The sequence below is a fragment of the Gluconobacter sp. GP1 genome, assembly GCF_032913585.1.
In the GTDB taxonomy this organism is placed as follows: domain Bacteria; phylum Pseudomonadota; class Alphaproteobacteria; order Acetobacterales; family Acetobacteraceae; genus Gluconobacter; species Gluconobacter cerinus.
In genome coordinates this window covers 392,421-409,863 of record NZ_JASGXC010000001.1, presented here as the reverse complement: position 1 = coordinate 409,863, position 17,443 = coordinate 392,421, and the positions used below count along the sequence as shown (strand labels likewise).

At 56.9% G+C, this 17,443-nt stretch carries 20 protein-coding genes; 14 read left to right on the top strand and 6 right to left on the bottom strand.

The window, feature by feature from the left end:
• Position 1 precedes the first annotated feature (1 nt).
• The 4 genes from lpdA (at position 2) to R5H23_RS02005 (ending at position 3,267) form a co-directional block, all read left to right on the top strand.
• Complete coding sequence (gene lpdA, locus R5H23_RS02020; RefSeq protein WP_317214148.1) at positions 2 to 1,408, top strand: dihydrolipoyl dehydrogenase; 1,407 nt, start codon at positions 2 to 4, stop codon at positions 1,406 to 1,408.
• 5 nt (positions 1,409 to 1,413) lie between these two features.
• Positions 1,414 to 2,382: a lipoyl synthase gene (lipA, locus tag R5H23_RS02015; protein ID WP_086633185.1), complete on the top strand. Its 969-nt coding sequence runs from the start codon at positions 1,414 to 1,416 to the stop codon at positions 2,380 to 2,382.
• Entirely contained in the window at positions 2,382 to 2,852 is a 471-nt protein-coding gene (locus R5H23_RS02010) for a type II toxin-antitoxin system RatA family toxin (protein ID WP_046901650.1), read from the top strand. Before lipA ends, R5H23_RS02010 begins: the two co-directional genes overlap by 1 nt.
• A 94-nt stretch (positions 2,853 to 2,946) precedes the next feature.
• Positions 2,947 to 3,267: a hypothetical protein gene (locus R5H23_RS02005; protein WP_046901649.1), complete on the top strand. Its 321-nt coding sequence runs from the start codon at positions 2,947 to 2,949 to the stop codon at positions 3,265 to 3,267.
• A gap of 62 nt (positions 3,268 to 3,329) precedes the next feature.
• Here R5H23_RS02005 and R5H23_RS02000 read toward each other — a convergent pair whose 3' ends face one another.
• Genes R5H23_RS02000 through R5H23_RS01990 form a run of 3 tightly spaced genes read right to left on the bottom strand, consistent with a single transcriptional unit; the run spans position 3,330 to position 6,268 of the window.
• On the bottom strand, positions 3,330 to 3,815 hold the full coding sequence (locus R5H23_RS02000) for a nicotinamide-nucleotide amidohydrolase family protein (RefSeq protein WP_317214147.1): 486 nt from the start codon (positions 3,813 to 3,815) through the stop codon (positions 3,330 to 3,332).
• The gene (locus tag R5H23_RS01995) at positions 3,802 to 5,676 is read right to left on the bottom strand and encodes a transglycosylase SLT domain-containing protein (protein WP_317214146.1); all 1,875 of its coding nucleotides are present in this window, start codon (positions 5,674 to 5,676) and stop codon (positions 3,802 to 3,804) included. The genes R5H23_RS02000 and R5H23_RS01995 overlap by 14 nt, the downstream gene beginning before the upstream one ends.
• On the bottom strand, positions 5,657 to 6,268 hold the full coding sequence (locus R5H23_RS01990; RefSeq protein ID WP_317214145.1) for a YjbE family putative metal transport protein: 612 nt from the start codon (positions 6,266 to 6,268) through the stop codon (positions 5,657 to 5,659). The genes R5H23_RS01995 and R5H23_RS01990 overlap by 20 nt, the downstream gene beginning before the upstream one ends.
• Before the next feature lie 81 nt (positions 6,269 to 6,349).
• Between R5H23_RS01990 and purB the strand changes: the two genes are divergently transcribed.
• From purB to R5H23_RS01945, 9 genes are all read left to right on the top strand, one after another.
• The gene (gene purB / locus R5H23_RS01985; RefSeq protein ID WP_317214144.1) at positions 6,350 to 7,681 is read left to right on the top strand and encodes an adenylosuccinate lyase; all 1,332 of its coding nucleotides are present in this window, start codon (positions 6,350 to 6,352) and stop codon (positions 7,679 to 7,681) included.
• Positions 7,682 to 7,824: 143 nt separating this feature from the next.
• The gene (purC, locus tag R5H23_RS01980; protein WP_046901644.1) at positions 7,825 to 8,586 is read left to right on the top strand and encodes a phosphoribosylaminoimidazolesuccinocarboxamide synthase; all 762 of its coding nucleotides are present in this window, start codon (positions 7,825 to 7,827) and stop codon (positions 8,584 to 8,586) included.
• Entirely contained in the window at positions 8,586 to 8,828 is a 243-nt protein-coding gene (gene purS, locus R5H23_RS01975) for a phosphoribosylformylglycinamidine synthase subunit PurS (RefSeq protein ID WP_046901643.1), read from the top strand. The genes purC and purS overlap by 1 nt, the downstream gene beginning before the upstream one ends.
• Positions 8,825 to 9,214 (top strand): Rap1a/Tai family immunity protein, encoded by a 390-nt coding sequence (locus R5H23_RS01970; protein ID WP_064272889.1) that lies wholly within the window; start codon positions 8,825 to 8,827, stop codon positions 9,212 to 9,214. Before purS ends, R5H23_RS01970 begins: the two co-directional genes overlap by 4 nt.
• Positions 9,211 to 9,912, top strand: a complete 702-nt coding sequence (purQ, locus tag R5H23_RS01965; protein WP_317214143.1) for a phosphoribosylformylglycinamidine synthase subunit PurQ — start codon at positions 9,211 to 9,213, stop codon at positions 9,910 to 9,912. Before R5H23_RS01970 ends, purQ begins: the two co-directional genes overlap by 4 nt.
• Positions 9,909 to 12,113 carry a phosphoribosylformylglycinamidine synthase subunit PurL gene (purL, locus tag R5H23_RS01960; RefSeq protein ID WP_317214142.1) on the top strand — a complete coding sequence of 735 codons (2,205 nt, stop codon included), beginning with the start codon at positions 9,909 to 9,911 and terminating at the stop codon, positions 12,111 to 12,113. Before purQ ends, purL begins: the two co-directional genes overlap by 4 nt.
• Before the next feature lie 3 nt (positions 12,114 to 12,116).
• Positions 12,117 to 12,347, top strand: coding sequence for a BolA family protein (locus tag R5H23_RS01955; protein WP_046901639.1), 231 nt, complete (start codon positions 12,117 to 12,119; stop codon positions 12,345 to 12,347).
• Positions 12,348 to 12,435: 88 nt separating this feature from the next.
• The gene (gene grxD / locus R5H23_RS01950) at positions 12,436 to 12,771 is read left to right on the top strand and encodes a Grx4 family monothiol glutaredoxin (protein ID WP_046901638.1); all 336 of its coding nucleotides are present in this window, start codon (positions 12,436 to 12,438) and stop codon (positions 12,769 to 12,771) included.
• 192 nt (positions 12,772 to 12,963) lie between these two features.
• Positions 12,964 to 13,263: a hypothetical protein gene (locus R5H23_RS01945; protein ID WP_215767377.1), complete on the top strand. Its 300-nt coding sequence runs from the start codon at positions 12,964 to 12,966 to the stop codon at positions 13,261 to 13,263.
• 2 nt (positions 13,264 to 13,265) lie between these two features.
• On the opposite strand, the gene R5H23_RS01940 is transcribed toward R5H23_RS01945, so the two are convergent.
• The 3 genes from R5H23_RS01940 to R5H23_RS01930 are packed head-to-tail and all read right to left on the bottom strand — an operon-like array spanning position 13,266 to position 16,091.
• Positions 13,266 to 13,577 carry a YraN family protein gene (locus R5H23_RS01940; RefSeq protein WP_317214588.1) on the bottom strand — a complete coding sequence of 104 codons (312 nt, stop codon included), beginning with the start codon at positions 13,575 to 13,577 and terminating at the stop codon, positions 13,266 to 13,268.
• A 56-nt stretch (positions 13,578 to 13,633) separates the two neighbouring features.
• Positions 13,634 to 14,632 (bottom strand): porphobilinogen synthase, encoded by a 999-nt coding sequence (hemB, locus tag R5H23_RS01935; protein ID WP_167386146.1) that lies wholly within the window; start codon positions 14,630 to 14,632, stop codon positions 13,634 to 13,636.
• Positions 14,633 to 14,657: 25 nt separating this feature from the next.
• Positions 14,658 to 16,091, bottom strand: coding sequence for an amino acid permease (locus R5H23_RS01930; protein WP_317214139.1), 1,434 nt, complete (start codon positions 16,089 to 16,091; stop codon positions 14,658 to 14,660).
• 92 nt (positions 16,092 to 16,183) lie between these two features.
• On the opposite strand from R5H23_RS01930, the gene glyA reads away from it, so the two are divergent.
• On the top strand, positions 16,184 to 17,443 hold a 1,260-nt coding region (gene glyA, locus R5H23_RS01925; protein ID WP_317214137.1), incomplete at its 3' end, for a serine hydroxymethyltransferase.

Here is a 17,443-nt window from a genome sequence, read left to right as displayed (position 1 = left end):
CATGTCCGATACTTTCGATCTGATCGTTGTTGGTGGCGGTCCTGGCGGTTACGTTGCAGCACTCCGAGCCAGTCAGCTTGGCATGAGCGTTGCCATCGTGGAGAGCACGCATTTTGGTGGTGTCTGTCTCAACTGGGGCTGCATTCCCACCAAGGCGCTCCTGCGCTCCTCGGAAATTCATCATCTTTTGCATGATCTGAACACGTTCGGCTTCTCCGCCGAGAATGTGTCTTTTGATCTTCCGAAGATTGTGGCCCGGTCCCGCGGCATTGCACGCCGTATGGGTGGCGGAATTGCTCACCTGCTGAAGAAGGCCAAGGTCACGACCTTTGACGGTCGTGCAAAACTGGCTGGACGGGCAGGGGAAGCACATAAGGTTTCCATCACAAAAGACGGTGCTAAAGTCGCAGTCATCAAGTCGCCCAACGTGATCCTGGCAACAGGGGCGCGAGGTCGTCAGCTTCCAGGTCTTGAGACGGACGGAAAGTTGATCTGGGGTGCGCGTGAAGCCATGACCCCTGCTGAGCTTCCAAAGCGTCTTCTGGTCATTGGCTCTGGCGCTATTGGCATCGAGTTCGCGTCTTTCTACCGTAACATGGGTAGCGAAGTCACAATTGCTGAAGTTGCGGATCGCATTCTGATTGCCGAAGATCCGGAAATCAGCGCCACTGCCCGCAAGGCCTTTGAGAAGCAGGGGATGAAAATCATCACCGGCGCAAAGGTTGGAGCGCTGCAGAAGGGCGAAAATGAGGTCTCCACCACGATTGAAAGTGCGTCTGGCACGATTGATCTGACGGTAGATCGGGTAATCTGCGCTGTCGGCATTGTCGGGAACGTTGAAGATCTTGGACTGGAAGGCACCAAAGTCCAGGTCGATCGCACTCATATCATCACCGACGGCTTCTGCCGCACGGCAGAGCCGGGCATCTATGCGATCGGTGACGTTGCAGGCGCTCCGTGGCTGGCTCACAAAGCAAGCCATGAAGGTATTCTCTGCGTCGAGAAGATTGCCGGTCGTTCGCCGCAGCCTTTGCATGCACTGAACATTCCGGGCTGCACCTACTCTCGTCCCCAGATTGCCTCGGTAGGTCTGAGCGAAGAGAAGGCTATAGCCGCTGGTCACAAGGTCCGCGTCGGTCGTTTCCCGTTCATGGCAAATGGCAAGGCCGTAGCGATGGGTGAGACGGAAGGCATGGTCAAAACCGTGTTTGACGCAACCACCGGAGAGCTTCTTGGTGCTCATATGATCGGTGCCGAAGTCACGGAAATGATCCAGGGTTATGTTATCGCCCGGACCAGTGAGTTGACGGAAGCAGAACTGATCGAAACGGTTTTCCCGCATCCGACAATCTCCGAGACGATGCATGAAGCGACTCTGGCGGCCTTCGATGGCCCGCTCCATATCTGAGCATCATGTCCCAGCGCATCACCATTGATCATCGGTCAGCGCCTTCTCCCCGTCATCCGGAGAAGGCGCATCGCCCCGATAACCCGATCCAGCGCAAGCCGTCCTGGATCAGGGTCAAGGCGCCCAATCATCCCGTCTATCACGAGACGCGAGCTCTGATGCGGGAAGCGAATCTGGTTACGGTGTGCGAAGAGGCTGCCTGCCCGAATATCGGGGAATGCTGGTCTCAGCGTCATGCCACCATGATGATCATGGGAGAGATCTGCACGCGCGCCTGCGCGTTCTGCAACGTCACAACCGGCCTGCCCAAGGCGCTGGACGAAGACGAACCTCGCAGGGTGGCAGAAGCTGTAGCAAAGCTCGGTCTCAAGCACGTTGTGATTACATCGGTGGACCGTGATGATCTTGCGGATGGTGGGGCGCGTCATTTTGCCAATGTGATCAAAGCCATCCGGACGGCTTCAGCGAGCACGACAATCGAAATCCTGACTCCTGACTTCCTGAGAAAGCCAGGCGCTCTTGAGGTTGTCGTGGAAGCCAGACCGGACGTTTTCAATCACAATATCGAGACTGTGCCACGTCTCTATCCCACTATTCGTCCGGGTGCGCGATACTATCAGTCCCTGCGTCTGCTGGACGGTGTGAAGAGGCTTGATCCATCCATTTTCACCAAGTCCGGCCTGATGCTTGGCCTTGGTGAGGAGAAGATGGAAGTATGGCAGGTCATGGATGATTTCAGGGTCGCTGACGTCGATTTTCTGACGTTGGGACAGTACCTTCAGCCGAGCGTAAAGCATGCATCGGTCGAAAAGTTTGTTACCCCGGAAGAATTTGACGGCTATGCTGCGGCTGCCCGTTCCAAAGGATTTCTCCAGGTCAGTGCAAGCCCTCTGACACGATCCTCCTATCATGCGGACAGTGACTTCGCGAAGCTGCAGGCTGCGCGAAACAGCCGTCTGAAAGAAAGTCCCTGATGCCGACACATGCCGAGCAACGGTTGATTGCCTACACGCCGGAGCAACTTTTTGATCTGGTCGCAGATGTGGAGAGATATCCGCAGTTTCTGCCATGGTGCGTCAAAGCGACTATCAAATCCAAGACGGAGCATGAACTGGTAGCTGACCTGACAATCGGGTTCGGTCCGTTCCGTGAAACCTTTACGAGCCGTGTGACCTTGGAATGCCCTTCGCGTATCCGCGTCCGCTATGAAAAAGGGCCTTTCCGGTATCTGAACAACGTCTGGACATTCACACCTGACCCGCGTGGCTGCCTGGTGGATTTCTTTGTGGACTTCGAGTTCCGGTCTCGTCTGCTTCAGAATGCGATGGGTGTTGTTTTTAATGAAGGCGTTCGTCTGATGGTCTCAGCCTTCATCAAGCGGGCTCGTGATATCTATGGCGTACAGACGCCACAAACCCGTACTCCGCAGCCGGGACTTTCCTGATTACAGGAAAGAATTCGTAATACGTCATGAACCATTTGGCGCATGTGGCGTTTTGAGCCCCAAGCACCGAATGGTGTCATGAAAGGATTACGCAATGAAGAAATTTACCTTCGGCGCATTTGCCTTCTCGGCTTTGATTGCTGCTGCTTCTCCGGCTATGGCCGAACACCATGGACATCACCATGGCAAAAAATCGGCTTCGCACATGCAGAAGTCTGATGAAGCGTCTGCAACAGACGCTCTGAACGCTCGCTCGCTCCAGCAGGCTCAGACGCCAGTTCAGGCACAGGCTCCAGCAGCTCCGCTTCCGGTTGCAACGGCACCGACGTCTGCGGTTGTTCCTACGGCGCCGGTCCCGACCGTACCGCCAGCGGCATCAACAATGCCAGCAACGGCACCGACTGACGGTCAGTAATTCCTCAGTTCGCACGGTTTGCCATAAAGGCCCTCACCAGATCGGTGGGGGCTTTTTTTTGTTCAGGCCTTCAGGATCATTTCAAGAGCATGTCTCACCGTAGCTTTTCTGACTGCAGTTCGATCTCCCGAAAAAACATGTCGTTCTGAAATTGCCTTTCCTGGAAAAAACGCCAGCCCGAAGCAAACAGTTCCCACAGGTTTCTCAGCACTTCCGCCGTCTGGTCCTGCTATTCCCGTGACAGAAACCGCTACTGTCGCATCTGCAGCATGCCACAATGCGCCCTCCGCCATGGCGCGTGCCGTCTCTTCACTGACTGCGCCGTATCGAGCAAGAGTGTCTGCAGGAACGCCAGCAGCGCTGCTTTTCAGGGCGTTGGAATAGGTCACAAGGCCGCCTTCGATCACGCTGGACGACCCTGCAATATCGGTGAGGGCCGCGCAAATCATCCCGCCCGTGCAACTTTCCACAGTCACAAGGCGAAGGTTTCTTGCCGCCAGATGCGCGAGTACTTGTTCACAAAGTGATCGAAAATCAGTTGCCGACATTGGAAGCGCTCACCCGATAAACCATCATGTTAGCTTCGATATTTTCGATATACATTCGCGTTTCCCGATAAGGGAGACGTTCGATCCAATCTAGAATGCCATCTTCAGATAAAGGATCGGCAGGTGGATTTGCTTTGAGCCACAGATCCACCCGATGCGGCCCGGCATTATAAGCAGCCAAGGCATAGGGAATGACGTTATCAAAGCGCGCGAGCAACTGGGATACGTAAGCATTCCCGACGGTCAGATTGGTCTGAGGATCTAGGAGTGCCGCTGCGGAGACATTCATGCCCCCCAGATGGGCGCGCCTCACAACATCCGTCGCAGCTCCAGGTAAGATCTGAAGCAGCCCTATGGCATGAGCCCCGCTGATCGCAGCAGAATCGAAGCCGCTTTCCTGCCTGATGACGGCTGGAAGCAAACCATCTGGAACAGTCGATGCTTCCGGCCATGGATTAGGGAAACCCTGCGGATAAAGGGCAACGCCTTTTCGTGACAAGGCATGAGCGGCAAAGACTTCAGCGGCAGGAACATTAAGACGTGAGCCAAGGTCTGCCACTGCCTTCTGGCCTTGCGGCGTCGGATTAGCGATCAGAAGAAGCAGGAGGAAGTCTTTAGCGTGTTCCTGATCTCCTGACTGCATCAGGTCGGTGGCCGCCTCGACGAGATCCTGTCGCTGCAAGTCTCCTGATGCCACCGATGGAAGAGAGTGCAAGCTTTGCTGGAGCGCACTATCGAATTCCTGAGACGTCGTTCCGACCAAAATAAAAGACTGCTCCCCGGAAAGAGCCGCCTGAGCAAGCTGCCCATGGAACGTCGTGGGAAAATGTGTCGCATGCTCAAATGCGTCCTGCGCGTCTCCGGAGTGCCCTGCGGCCTGGCGCGCGCGCGCGGTCCAGTACCAGCCTCGAGCCTGCATCGCGAGTGAGGAAGCCTGCTGGAGCGGCTTGAAAAACTCCTCCGCTTGGTCGGGAGTGTTCAATAGTCGAAGAGCAATAAAGCCCGAGAGATTTTGCGCTTCCTGACGGTCGATTTCTGTGAGCGGCAGTGTTGTGTCCTGCGACAGGGCATAAGCGTCCTGCACACGACCTGCGAGGAGTAGGGCGCGAGCGAGACTTGCTCTTTCACTGGACCATTCATGAGAAGGAGCCGCAGCTTGCAGACGTGAACCTGCATCATTCCAGAGCGCCAAAGCGTCATCCAGGTGGTCTCCGCGCCGAAGAGCCCGCAGGCGATAGCGGATTAAAATGGGATCTGCACGCTCCGCAGGAGATAAAGCATCAAATGCGCTGTCGGCATCAGGGGAGACGGATCGTTCAGCGAGTCTCGCTCGTGCAAGGGCCTGACGCTCTGGCGGCAGGCGAGGGATCTGACGTCCCGCCGCCGAAAGCTGACCCCTGGCTTCAAGAGTCGCATAACGCTGCCACTGATCATCCGCACTGAAGACAGTGACATATCGCGCCAGAAGAGCACCTTCTTCCTGAGCGGTTCCCGCACCAGAGACCCAAAGCCTGTGCGCTTCATTCACTCCACTGGGGAGATGATCCTGACAGTTCAGGAACGCCGAGACGAGTGTCAGGGGAAGAGCCGGGCAGAGACGGTTTAAAGTTTCAGGATCAGATGTATGCGTAAGGGCATTCTGATATCGCCACAGAATTTTGGCGCGTTGCGGCCAGACCGGGGTCTGCAGAAGAAAGGCGGCATAGTCGTCCGCAGGTCGGTCTGTGGCTGAAGGCGCAACAAGTGACAGCCACTGAGCCAGTCGGTCCTGAACCGTGGGTGTAGAGGGCAAAGGAGCTGCCGCCCCAAGAAACAGGGCAGCAGCCAGAAGAAGTGGTCGGTCAGTTCGGCAGCACAACATGATGCCAGATTTCTCCTCCGCCGCGGATGATGAGTTCAATCGCCACACCCAGAACGACAAACAGACCACACCATGCGATCCAGCTGTAACGGGCCAGAAGCCCGGCAATGAACGACGCGGCAACGCCCATCAGCAACACAGAGAACGCAAGGCCACCCATGAGAATCCATGGATGGCCAACAGCAGCTCCTGCGACAGCAAGGACATTGTCCAGACTCATGGAAAGATCGGCAATGACAATCTTGATAATGGCTGGCCCAAGACGGGAAGGGGCGTCAACCTCAACATCCGTATCACTGTGCCGGAGTTCCCGATACATTTTCCAGCAGACCCAGAGCAGCAGACAGCCGCCTGCAAGCGTCAGGCCCACAATAGCCAGAAGACGGGCTGCAACCAGTGCCAGCCCAATTCGCAGGACGGCCGCAAACGCCGTGCCGATCAGAATGGCCAGACGCCTCTGTCGCCCCTGAAGGCTACGAACCGCCATCCCGATGACAACAGCGTTGTCTCCCGCGAGCGTGATATCAATGAGGGTGACCTGCGCCAGCGCAAACAGGCCGTGAACGAAAGTATCAGGGAGCAAGGTTGTCATTCTTCCAAAAGGGGTCCGTGCAATATCCTCGTATTTGGTCTAAGCAGCCTCCGTAAAGCCCCACTCGCCTCCGGAGTTCTCATGGTTCCGCGTTATAGCCGCCCCCAGATGACCGCAATCTGGTCGCCCGCCAACCGTTACCGTATCTGGTTCGAAATTGAAGCCCTGGCCTGTGAAGCCATGGCGGAACAGGGCGCAATCCCTGCCGAATCAGCCAAAACGATCCGCGAAAAGGGAGATGCCGCAATGGCCGCATTCTCCGACGCTGACCTGGCCCGGATTGACGAGATCGAGGCAGAAACGCGCCATGACGTGATTGCGTTCCTGACATGGTTGGCAGAGAAAGTTGGTCCGGACAGCCGTTTCGTTCATCTCGGCATGACGTCTTCGGATGTGCTGGACACATGTCTGTCCGTTCAGCTGACACAGGCTTCCGACCTTCTTCTTGAAGATCTGGAGCGCGTTCTCGCTGCCCTCAAGACGCGCGCATACGAGCACAAGCTGACCGTGACGATCGGCCGCAGCCACGCCATTCACGCGGAACCGACCAGCTTCGGCCTGAAACTGGCTGGCCATTATGCAGAATTCGCGCGCAACAAAGAGCGTCTGCTTCAGGCCCGCAAAGAAATCGCTGTCTGTGCCATTTCCGGTGCGGTCGGCACTTATGCTCATATTGACCCAGCCGTTGAAGAATACGTTGCCGACAAGCTGGGACTTGTTGCCGAAAGCGTCTCCACGCAGGTTATCCCTCGCGACCGTCACGCAGCCTTTTTCTGCACACTGGGCGTAATTGCCAGCGGCATTGAACGTCTGGCTGTTGAAGTTCGCCACTTGCAGCGGTCGGAAGTGCGCGAAGCGGAAGAGTTCTTCCACAAGGGCCAGAAGGGCAGCTCCGCGATGCCGCACAAGCGGAATCCGGTGCTGTCCGAAAATCTGACAGGCCTTGCTCGTCTGATTCGCTCTCATGTTACGCCTGCACTGGAAAACGTTGCCCTGTGGCACGAACGTGACATCAGCCACTCGGCCGTGGAGCGGAACATCTGCCCTGACGCCACGATCGGGCTTGATTTCGCTCTGATGCGTCTGGCTGGTATGATGGAAAAGCTGATGGTCTATCCGGACCAGATGATCGCCAACATGGAAAGCCTTGGTGGCGTTGTTCATTCCGGCGAAGTGCTGCTGGTTCTGGCCCGCGCTGGTATTTCCCGCGAGGACGCCTACCGGATCGTCCAGCGCAACGCCATGGAGACATGGACGAAGCTGGGACACCCTGACTTCCGCACGTTCCGCGAGAATCTTGAAGCAGATCCGGAAGTTGCCGGCCGTGTCAGTGCGGAAGTTCTGGACCGGGCCTTCGATCCGGCGCAGCATCTCAGCCAGGTTGATCGCATCTTTAACCGCATTTTCAGTTAATCTGGACAAACGGGGGCGGGAATAGTTTTCCCGCACTCTCGCGGTTCCGGTTCCGCAATGCTATGGAACCGAAAAACCGTCGCTGGACCAGCCGTTTCCGCATCCCTGACAAACGGGACGGCGCAACGCAGTAAGGATTGCTCATGGCCCGCCGCCGCCAGCTCTATGAAGGCAAAGCCAAGGTTCTTTTCGAAGGGCCCGAGCCCGGAACGCTCGTGCAGTATTTCAAGGATGACGCCACCGCCGGAAACGGCGCCAAAAGTGGCGTGATCACAGGGAAGGGTGTTCTGAACAACCGCATCAGCGAATACCTGATGATGAAGTTGCACGACATCAACATCCCAACGCACTTCATTCGCCGTCTCAACATGCGTGAGCAGCTGATCCGCGAAGTCGAGATCATTCCACTCGAAGTGGTGGTCCGCAATGTTGCGGCGGGCTCGATCGCCAAGCGCCTTGGCATCCCTGAAGGGACCCGTCTGCCGCGCACAATCATCGAATATTACTACAAGAACGATACTCTCGGGGACCCGATGGTCTCTGAAGAGCATATTGCCGCATTCGACTGGGCCTCACCACAGGACCTGGACGACATGAATACGCTTGCTCTCAGGACCAATGATTTCCTGATGGGCATCTTCATGGGCGTTGGCATCACCCTCATTGATTTCAAGCTGGAATTCGGCCGTCTCTGGGAAGGCGAGGAGATGCGGATTATCGTCGCTGACGAGATCTCTCCTGATAACTGCCGCCTGTGGGACAGCAAGACCAGCGAGAAAATGGACAAGGACCGATTCCGCAGGGACATGGGCCGGGTCGAAGAAGCTTATCAGGAAGTTGCACGGCGTCTCGGGATCCTGCCCGAAGCCAGTAATGGAGACCTCAAGGGTCCGGAGGCAGTATAATGAAAATCCGCGTTTTCGTTTCTCTGAAAGATGGCGTGCTTGACCCGCAGGGCAAAGCCGTGGGCCACGCTCTTGAGTCTCTGGGTTTCAAAGGTGTTGGTGAAGTCCGCGTGAATCGCGTGATCGAACTGGACGTTGCCGCGCAGGACAATGCTGCAGCTCTTGCGGAGGGTGAGGCCATGGCCCGCGCTCTTCTGGCTAACGAGGTCATTGAAGACTTCAGCGTCGAGGTGGCGGCATGAAGCTCTTCTCCGCTGCTCTTCTGGCTGCCGGTCTCGTGACCGTAGCTGCGGCTCCTGCTCATGCACAGCGCGTTTCCAAGGTCTCCGGAAAAGCTCTGGGCAACATGTGCTCAGCCAGCAAGTCTACCGCTCTCTGTGACGCGTATCTCGCAGGCGTCATGGACAGCGAAGTCTGGTCCAAGAAATATGACAGCTACGCCGATGACGCTGGCGCGCCTGTCGCGTTTTGTGTTCCGGTCAGCGAAACGACAACGCAGGTCCGCGGCAAGCTGATTTCCTGGCTGCACGCTCATAATGATGCGTTGACGCAGTCGGGCGGCAAGGCCGTTTACCGCGCCCTGCATGACGCTTACCCCTGCCATACGGCTCCGGAGGCTCAGAAATGAAGGCAGGTATCGTCGTATTTCCTGGCACGAACCGGGAGCGCGACATGGTGCACGCCCTGAAGCTGGTTTCCGGCCAGACCCCGAAGATGATCTGGCACCGGGACACATCCCTTGGTGATCTGGATCTCGTGGTTCTGCCAGGGGGTTTCAGCTTCGGGGATTATCTGCGCAGTGGTGCCATGGCTGCTCATTCTCCGATCATGCGCGAAGTCAAAGCTTTCGCTGAGAAGGGTGGCCATGTTCTCGGTGTCTGTAACGGCTTTCAGATCCTGACGGAAACGCATCTTCTGCCAGGCGCACTGCTTCGCAACGCTGGCCTGCGCTTTCTGTCGCAGGACTGCCACCTCAAAGTTGAAAATGCCGCGTCGGCATTCACGCAAGGATGGAAGAGCGGCGACATTTTCCGTGCACCGCTTGCGCATGGCGATGGCAACTACACGGCCTCACCTGAAACGCTTGAGCGTCTCGAAGGAGAGGGGCGGGTTGCATTCCGCTATTGTGCTACTGATGGACAGGTCTCAGAGGGCAATCGCCACTCCAATCCCAACGGTAGCACGCGCTCGATCGCTGGTATCCTGAGTGAAAATGGCCGTGTGTGTGGCCTGATGCCGCACCCTGAAAACCTGACTGACCCGGAAATCGGCGCGACTGACGGCGTGCCGCTCTTCAAAGGCCTGGTGGAGGCTCTCGTCGGATGAGTGTTACAATCGACGCCAAACTGGCCCAGTCGTTCGGCCTGACACCTGCGGAATATGACAAGCTCCTGAGCATCATGGGCCGCACGCCCAGCTTTACAGAACTTGGCATTTTCTCGGTCATGTGGTCCGAGCACTGTTCTTACAAATCCTCCCGCATCCATCTCAAGACGCTGCCAACCAAAGCTCCATGGGTCATTCATGGGCCGGGCGAAAACGCGGGTGTTGTTGATATCGGCGAAGGTCTGGCTGCCGTCTTCAAGATGGAAAGCCACAACCATCCGTCCTTCATCGAGCCTTATCAGGGCGCAGCGACAGGCGTGGGCGGTATCCTGCGTGACGTGTTCACCATGGGCGCGCGTCCGGTCGCCAACCTGAATGCCCTGCGCTTCGGTGACCCAAAGAACCCGGGAACGCGCCGTATCGTCGATGGTGTTGTTCGCGGCGTAGGTGGGTACGGCAACTGCGTCGGCGTTCCGACAGTCGGCGGGGAAGTCAACTTCCACAAGGCCTATGACGGCAACCCGCTCGTCAACGCGATGACAGTCGGTGTTGCCAAGCAGGACAAGATCTTCCTTTCTGCTGCTGCAGGCATTGGAAATCCGGTTGTTTATGTTGGCTCCAAAACCGGTCGAGACGGTATTCATGGCGCTACCATGTCCTCCGCCGAGTTCGACGATGAGGCCGCCTCCAAGCGCCCAACCGTTCAGGTGGGTGACCCGTTCATCGAGAAGCTGCTGATCGAGGCGTGCCTTGAACTGATGGCCACCGATGCGATCGTGGCCATTCAGGATATGGGTGCGGCTGGCCTGACGTCTTCTGCTGTTGAAATGGCAGGGAAGGGTGGCGTCGGTATTGAGCTTGACCTTGATTCCGTTCCGCAGCGCGAACCCGGCATGTCAGCCTACGAAATGATGCTGTCTGAAAGCCAGGAGCGTATGCTCATGGTTCTCAAGCCTGAAAGCACCGAGCAGGCCCGGGCCATCTTTGAAAAATGGGAACTGGATTTCGCGATCGTCGGGCAACTGACAGATAGTGGCCGCATCACAATCAAGCACAACGGACAGGTCGAAGCGGATATTCCGCTGGCACCGCTGGCCGATGAAGCTCCGATCTACAATCGCCCGACTGTTCCGCTGGACGCCCCACGGCACATCCAGCCACCTGCAGACCCGGTAGGGATTGAGCATGCTCTGCTGACATTGATCGGCTGCCCGGATCTGGCGTCCCGCGCATGGATCTGGAACCAGTACGATGCATCCGTCGGCGGGAATACGGCGCGTCGCCCAGGTGCAGCAGATGCTGCCATTGTGCGCGTGGAAGGAACGCGTCTGGGTCTCGCCCTGACGACGGACTGCACCCCGCGTTACTGTCAGGCTGACCCGAAAACCGGAGCAGCACAGGCTGTTGCCGAAGCATGGCGCAACATTACGGCAACAGGTGCGAAGCCTTTGGCCGTGACGGACAACCTGAATTTCGGCAATCCGGAACGCCCGGAAATCATGGCTCAGTTTGCTCAAGCCATCAAAGGCATGGGTGAGGCGTGCCGTGCGCTGGATTTCCCGGTCGTGAGTGGCAACGTCTCATTGTATAACGAGACACGTTCACCATCAGGTCTGGCCCAGGCTATTCTCCCGACACCAGCGATCGGCGCTCTGGGTGTTCTGGCAGATGCTTCGCGGTCCATCGGACTGTCCATGCCTGCAGATCATGATCTGGTTCTGATCGGCGAAATCCGTGGGGAACTCGGACAGTCCCTGTGGCTCCGTGAAATTTGCCATCGCGAAGACGGTGCTCCACCTCATGTTGATCTTGTTGCAGAGCGCCGGAACGGTGACTTTGTGCGCGGACAGATTGAAGCCGGGTCGGTCACGGCCTGCCACGATATTGCAGATGGCGGTCTTCTCGTGACACTGGCTGAGATGGTCATGGCTGGAGATGTTGGATGCGTGTTGAATGCACCCCCATCCAACATTCCGCTGCATGCTTTCTGGTTCGGTGAAGATCAAGCGTGCTATGTTGTGGCGACCAAAAGCGCTCAGGCCCTCCTTGCCGCAGCCGAAAAAGCTCATGTCCCCGCCCGCAAGCTGGGTCATTCCGGCGGCAAGGAACTGAAGCTTGCGGATGGTATTGCACTAAAAGCCAGCAGACTGCGCGACATCAACGCAGCATTCTTCCCGAAATTCATGGGTGAGGACGCCTGACATATGCCGATGACAGCATCCGAAATCGAACGGACTATCCTCGCCGCTATTCCCGATGCCCAGATCACAATTCAGGATCTGGCCGGGGACGGGGATCACTACGCCTGCACCGTGGTCAGCACGGCATTCGAAGGGCTTTCTCGTGTACGCCAGCACAAACTGGTTTATGATGCCTTCGGAACCCGCATGGGTACTGAGCTGCATGCAATGGCTCTCAAAACCCTGACCCCTTGAACTCAGGGGGAATCATTCCCTTCTGAAGTGACTGCTGACAGCCAGGGAGGGCATTGCCTCTCCCTGATGCCGACAAAAGGAAAAACCAATGTCTGAGACCGTGTTCCAGCATATCCAGAACCTGATCGACGCAAACCCGGTCATGCTGTTCATGAAGGGTGACAAACTCTTCCCACAGTGCGGCTTCTCTGCGCGCGTTGTGCAGATCCTGAACCACCTTGGCGTGCCGTTCGAGACCTGCAACATTCTTGAAAGCGCTGAGCTTCGTCAGGGCATCAAGGATTTCTCACAGTGGCCGACCGTGCCGCAGCTCTACGTCAAAGGTGAGTTCGTTGGTGGCTGCGACATCGTGACGGACATGTACCAGAGCGGTGAACTTGAGACTCTGCTGACCGAAAAAGGAATCGCTACGGCGAATGCCTGATTTCGTTAATTCCGGCCGCTGAAACGGCCGGAATTCAACCTTTTTCAAGGCTTGCAGACGCCACAATTCAGCCATGATGTGTCCAAAAGTGGCAAGACCTTGATTTTTTCTAAAACTTTTCCCATCGGGGTTGTCGAACCCTCTGATTACGTCATACGGTAGTTCCATCAAAACAGGGATGGAAACACATCAATGGCGCGACAGTGGGCTGGCCGAATTGCTCTCGGCATTATGGGCGTTGGACTATGCATGGGAGCCGGAAAGGCTCATGCCCGTGCAGCCATCACTGATTACGAAGCCAGCAAGCTGACATTTGATGCGCTGACAGCAACCCCGGTTTACCACCGTCCGGCTGTTCACTTTGCTCGTCACTCTGCAAGCCACTCAATGGCATGGAGCGGACATCACGCTGTGATCCGTAACGTGGCTTACCGCCCACATGCAGCTACCGCGACAACAGCTCATCGCCACGTTCGTAGCCGTCGCACCTGATATTATGTGAGGCGTAGCGCATCTATGATGCGTCGCGCCTGCCCCTCACGATTGACAGCTATAACGTCAAAACGCGTGTTTGGGCGTGACCAGTCTGGTCTGGTCGCAAGGACATACTCGAAGGCTGCCATCAGCCGCTCAGCCTGACGAGGCTGAAGGGCTTCCACGCTATCCCTGAGTGTGGAACGGCTTTTTACCTCGACAGCGATAACCCAGTCTTCATCCGCAACCAGAAGATCGATTTCGCCATATGGCGTTCTGAGCCTTTGAGCCAGAATTTCCAGCCCTGCCTCCACCATATGGCGCCTTGCGATTTCTTCTGCGTTCAGGCCTCCGTAATAAGCCTGAACGCCTCGTGCGCGACGATTTATCAGCGGTCTTCTTTCAGAAGACGGGCAGCATCAATCGCAAAATATGTCAGAATGCCGTTACAGCCAGCACGCTTGAAAGCGATAAGGCTCTCCATAATGGTCCGATCCCGCTCAAGCCAGCCATTCTGTATAGCTCCGGCAAGCATCGCGTATTCTCCGGACACCTGATAGGCAAAGGTCGGCACAGCGAAACGGTCACGGATGCGGCGGATAATGTCCAGATACGGCATTCCCGGCTTGACCATGATCATGTCCGCACCTTCACGAATATCCTGTTCGACTTCACGAAGAGCTTCGTCCGAATTGGCCGGGTCCATCTGATAGGTTTTCTTGTCACCCGTCAGGAGGCCACCTGATCCCAGCGCATCACGGAACGGGCCGTAGAAAGCAGAAGCGTATTTCGCGGTATAGGCCATGATGCGGACGGTCTCGAAGCCGTTGGCATCAAGTGTTTCGCGGATTGCCTGCACACGACCATCCATCATGTCAGACGGCGCAATAATGTCGTTTCCAGCACGGGCCTGATTGAGGGCCTGCTGACGCAGGATCTCGACAGACTCGTCATTGAGGATACGGCCGTCCTTAATAACGCCGTCATGGCCATGATCCGTGTAGGGATCGAGTGCCACGTCACCAATGACGCCGAGCTCCGGAAAAGCTTCCTTGATGACGCGCGATGCGCGGCACATCAGATTGTCCGGGTTCAGGGCTTCAGTACCGGTTGCATCACGCAGTTCGACGGGCGTGATGGGGAAGATGGCAACCGCCGGGATGCCAAGCTCAACAGCCGGACGGACATGCTCCACGAGATTGTCGAGGCTGACGCGCTCAACACCGGGCATGGAGGACACTTTCTGGCGCTGGTTTTCGCCTTCACAAACGAAAATCGGCCAGATCAGGTCATCGACGTGCAGTCGATTTTCCTGAACCAGCCGACGTGTAAAGGCATCGTGGCGATTACGCCGCGGGCGGAAGAGGGGGAATGATGCGTTCGTCATGCCCCCAATCATGCTCCTATATTTTCTATCTGGAAAGCAGGCTGTGACGTACTCCGTAACAGAAATAAATCGCCAGCCCGATCACGAGCCATACCACCAGCCGAACCCATGTCAGCATATCCAGAGACACCATAACCGCACCGCAGGACAACACGCCCAGAACCGGAATAATCGGCCCACCGGGCACACGGAAAAGGCGTGAGGCCTGAGGCTCCTTCATCCTTAAGAGTGGAACGCCGACACAAACAATGATGAACGCAAGCAGGGTTCCGATGGAGGTCATGTTGCCCAACTCACCAATCGGCAGCACTGCAGTCAGAACACTTGTCAGGGCGGCAAAGCAAAGGTGGGACGTCCAGGGCGTATGCGTGCGCGTGTTCAACTTCGCGAAGACTTTCGGAAGCAGCCCATCATGCGACATGGCCAGAAATACACGCGCCTGACCCAGAAGAAGCCCAAACAGGACAGAAACGTATCCTACTGTAATCCCCAGTTTCACGAGACTGGCGAGCCAGGGGGCACCAGCAGCATCAATCGCTGTTGCAACCGGGCTTGGATCATTCGCCATGACTTTATAGTTCACAACGCCCGTCAGAACCGCAGAGAACACTGCATAAACAACACCACAGATCAGCAGGCTTCCGATAATGCCGACCGGGATATCCCGGGCTGGATTTTTGCTGTCCTGCGCGGTTGTGGAGACGATATCGAATCCCAGATAGGCAAAGAATGCCATCCCCGCGGCACGCATCACGCCCGAAAAGCCAAAATGCCCGAAGGTGCCGTCATTCGGTGGAATATAGGGATGGTAATTTGCCAGCTTGATATGCGGGATGCAGAACACCAGCACCAGAGCGATCACCGCCAGCTTTATCACCACGATGACGTTATTCACGGCGGCAGACTGGCTGACACCACGCATCAACAAGGCTGTCACGACCCAGATAGCCAGAACCGCCGGAAAATTGAACCAGGCACTGACCACTGACCCATCCGCCAGTGTCACAGGTGTCATGGGTGTTGCCAGAAGCCGCGGATCAATCGTAATGCCCCAGCCGGAGAGCAGGGAGGACACATAGCCCGACCAGCTAGAGGCCACAGCGGCCGCACCCACTGTATATTCAAGTACGAGATCCCAGCCGATGATCCAGGCGATCAACTCACCCATGGACGCATAGGCATAGGAATACGCTGACCCACCAGACGGGATCATGCCAGCCAGTTCGCCGTAACAGAGGCCGGCAAATCCGCAGGCGAGGGCGGCGATAAGATAGGACAGCGTGACGGCAGGGCCTGCATTCTGGCCTGCTGCAACGCCTGTCAGGGAGAACAGGCCGGCACCGATGGTCACACCGACGCCGAGTGCGATGAGGTGCCAGGGGCCAAGAACACGTTTCAGGCCTGTATTGTCAGACGCAGCGGAAGACACAGGCTTGGTCCGCCAGAGCGGATTGGTCATGAAAGATCCTCGTTGGAAACACGGATTGTTTTTGCCGACGCGCGCATTCTGCGGTAGTGACGGGGCGAACTCACCCTGGAGAATGGACCACGATGTCGGAACACGCCAGCCAGTCCACGCTGAATCCTTTTTTCCACGCGCCTCTGAAAGAGGCTGATGCCGAAGTTGCAGCAATTCTGAATGACGAACTGACCCGTCAGCAGGATGGTATCGAGCTGATCGCGTCCGAGAACATGGCATCTTTTGCCGTGATGGAAGCGCAGGGCTCTGTTCTGACCAACAAGTACGCTGAAGGCCTTCCTGGCAAGCGCTACTATGGTGGCTGCGTTGACGTGGACCGCGTTGAAACCCTTGCTATCGAGCGCCTTAAGAAGCTGTTCGGCGCAGAATTTGCAAACGTGCAGCCGCATTCCGGCGCCAATGCCAATCAGGCAGCCTTCATGGCAATGGCAAAGCCGGGCGACACCATTCTGGGTCTAAGCCTCGCGGCTGGCGGACATCTGACCCACGGTGCGGCTCCGAACTACTCCGGCAAGTGGTTCAACGCCGTTCAGTATGGTGTGCGCGCGCAGGACGGTCTGATCGACTACGATCAGATGGAAGAGCTGGCTCGTGAGCATAAGCCGAAGATCATCGTTGCAGGCAGTTCCGCCTATCCGCGCGTGATCGACTTCCCGCGCTTCCGGAAGATTGCTGACGAAGTTGGCGCTTATCTGATGGTGGACATGGCTCATTTTGCCGGGCTGGTTGCCGCTGGCCTGTATCCGAGCCCACTACCGTATGCTGACATCGTGACGTCCACGACTCACAAGACGCTACGTGGCCCGCGTGGTGGCATCATCCTGACGAACAGCGCTGAGCTCGCCAAGAAGATCAACTCTGCGGTCTTCCCAGGCCTTCAGGGTGGTCCGCTGATGCATGTCATCGCTGGCAAGGCCGTTGCCTTCGGTGAGGCCCTGAAGGACGACTTCCGCGACTACCAGAAGCGCGTTGTGGCTAATGCGAAGGCACTGGCCGACGAACTCCAGCTTCGTGGCTTCGACATCGTGACGGGTGGCACGGACAGCCATCTGGTGCTGGTTGATCTTCGCCCCAAGAAGGTGACGGGCAAGCTTGCGGAAGAAATTCTGGAACGCGCTGGCATCACAGCCAACAAGAACGCCATTCCGTTCGATCCGGAAAAGCCGTTCGTCACGTCTGGCATTCGTCTGGGCAGCCCCGCTGCAACGGCACGTGGTTTCGGCGAAGACGAGTTCCGCACCATTGCCCGCATGATAGACGAAGTTCTGACGGCGGCTCTGGAAGAGGGCGATGTCAATGACACGACCAACCGTGTCCATGAAGAAGTGAAG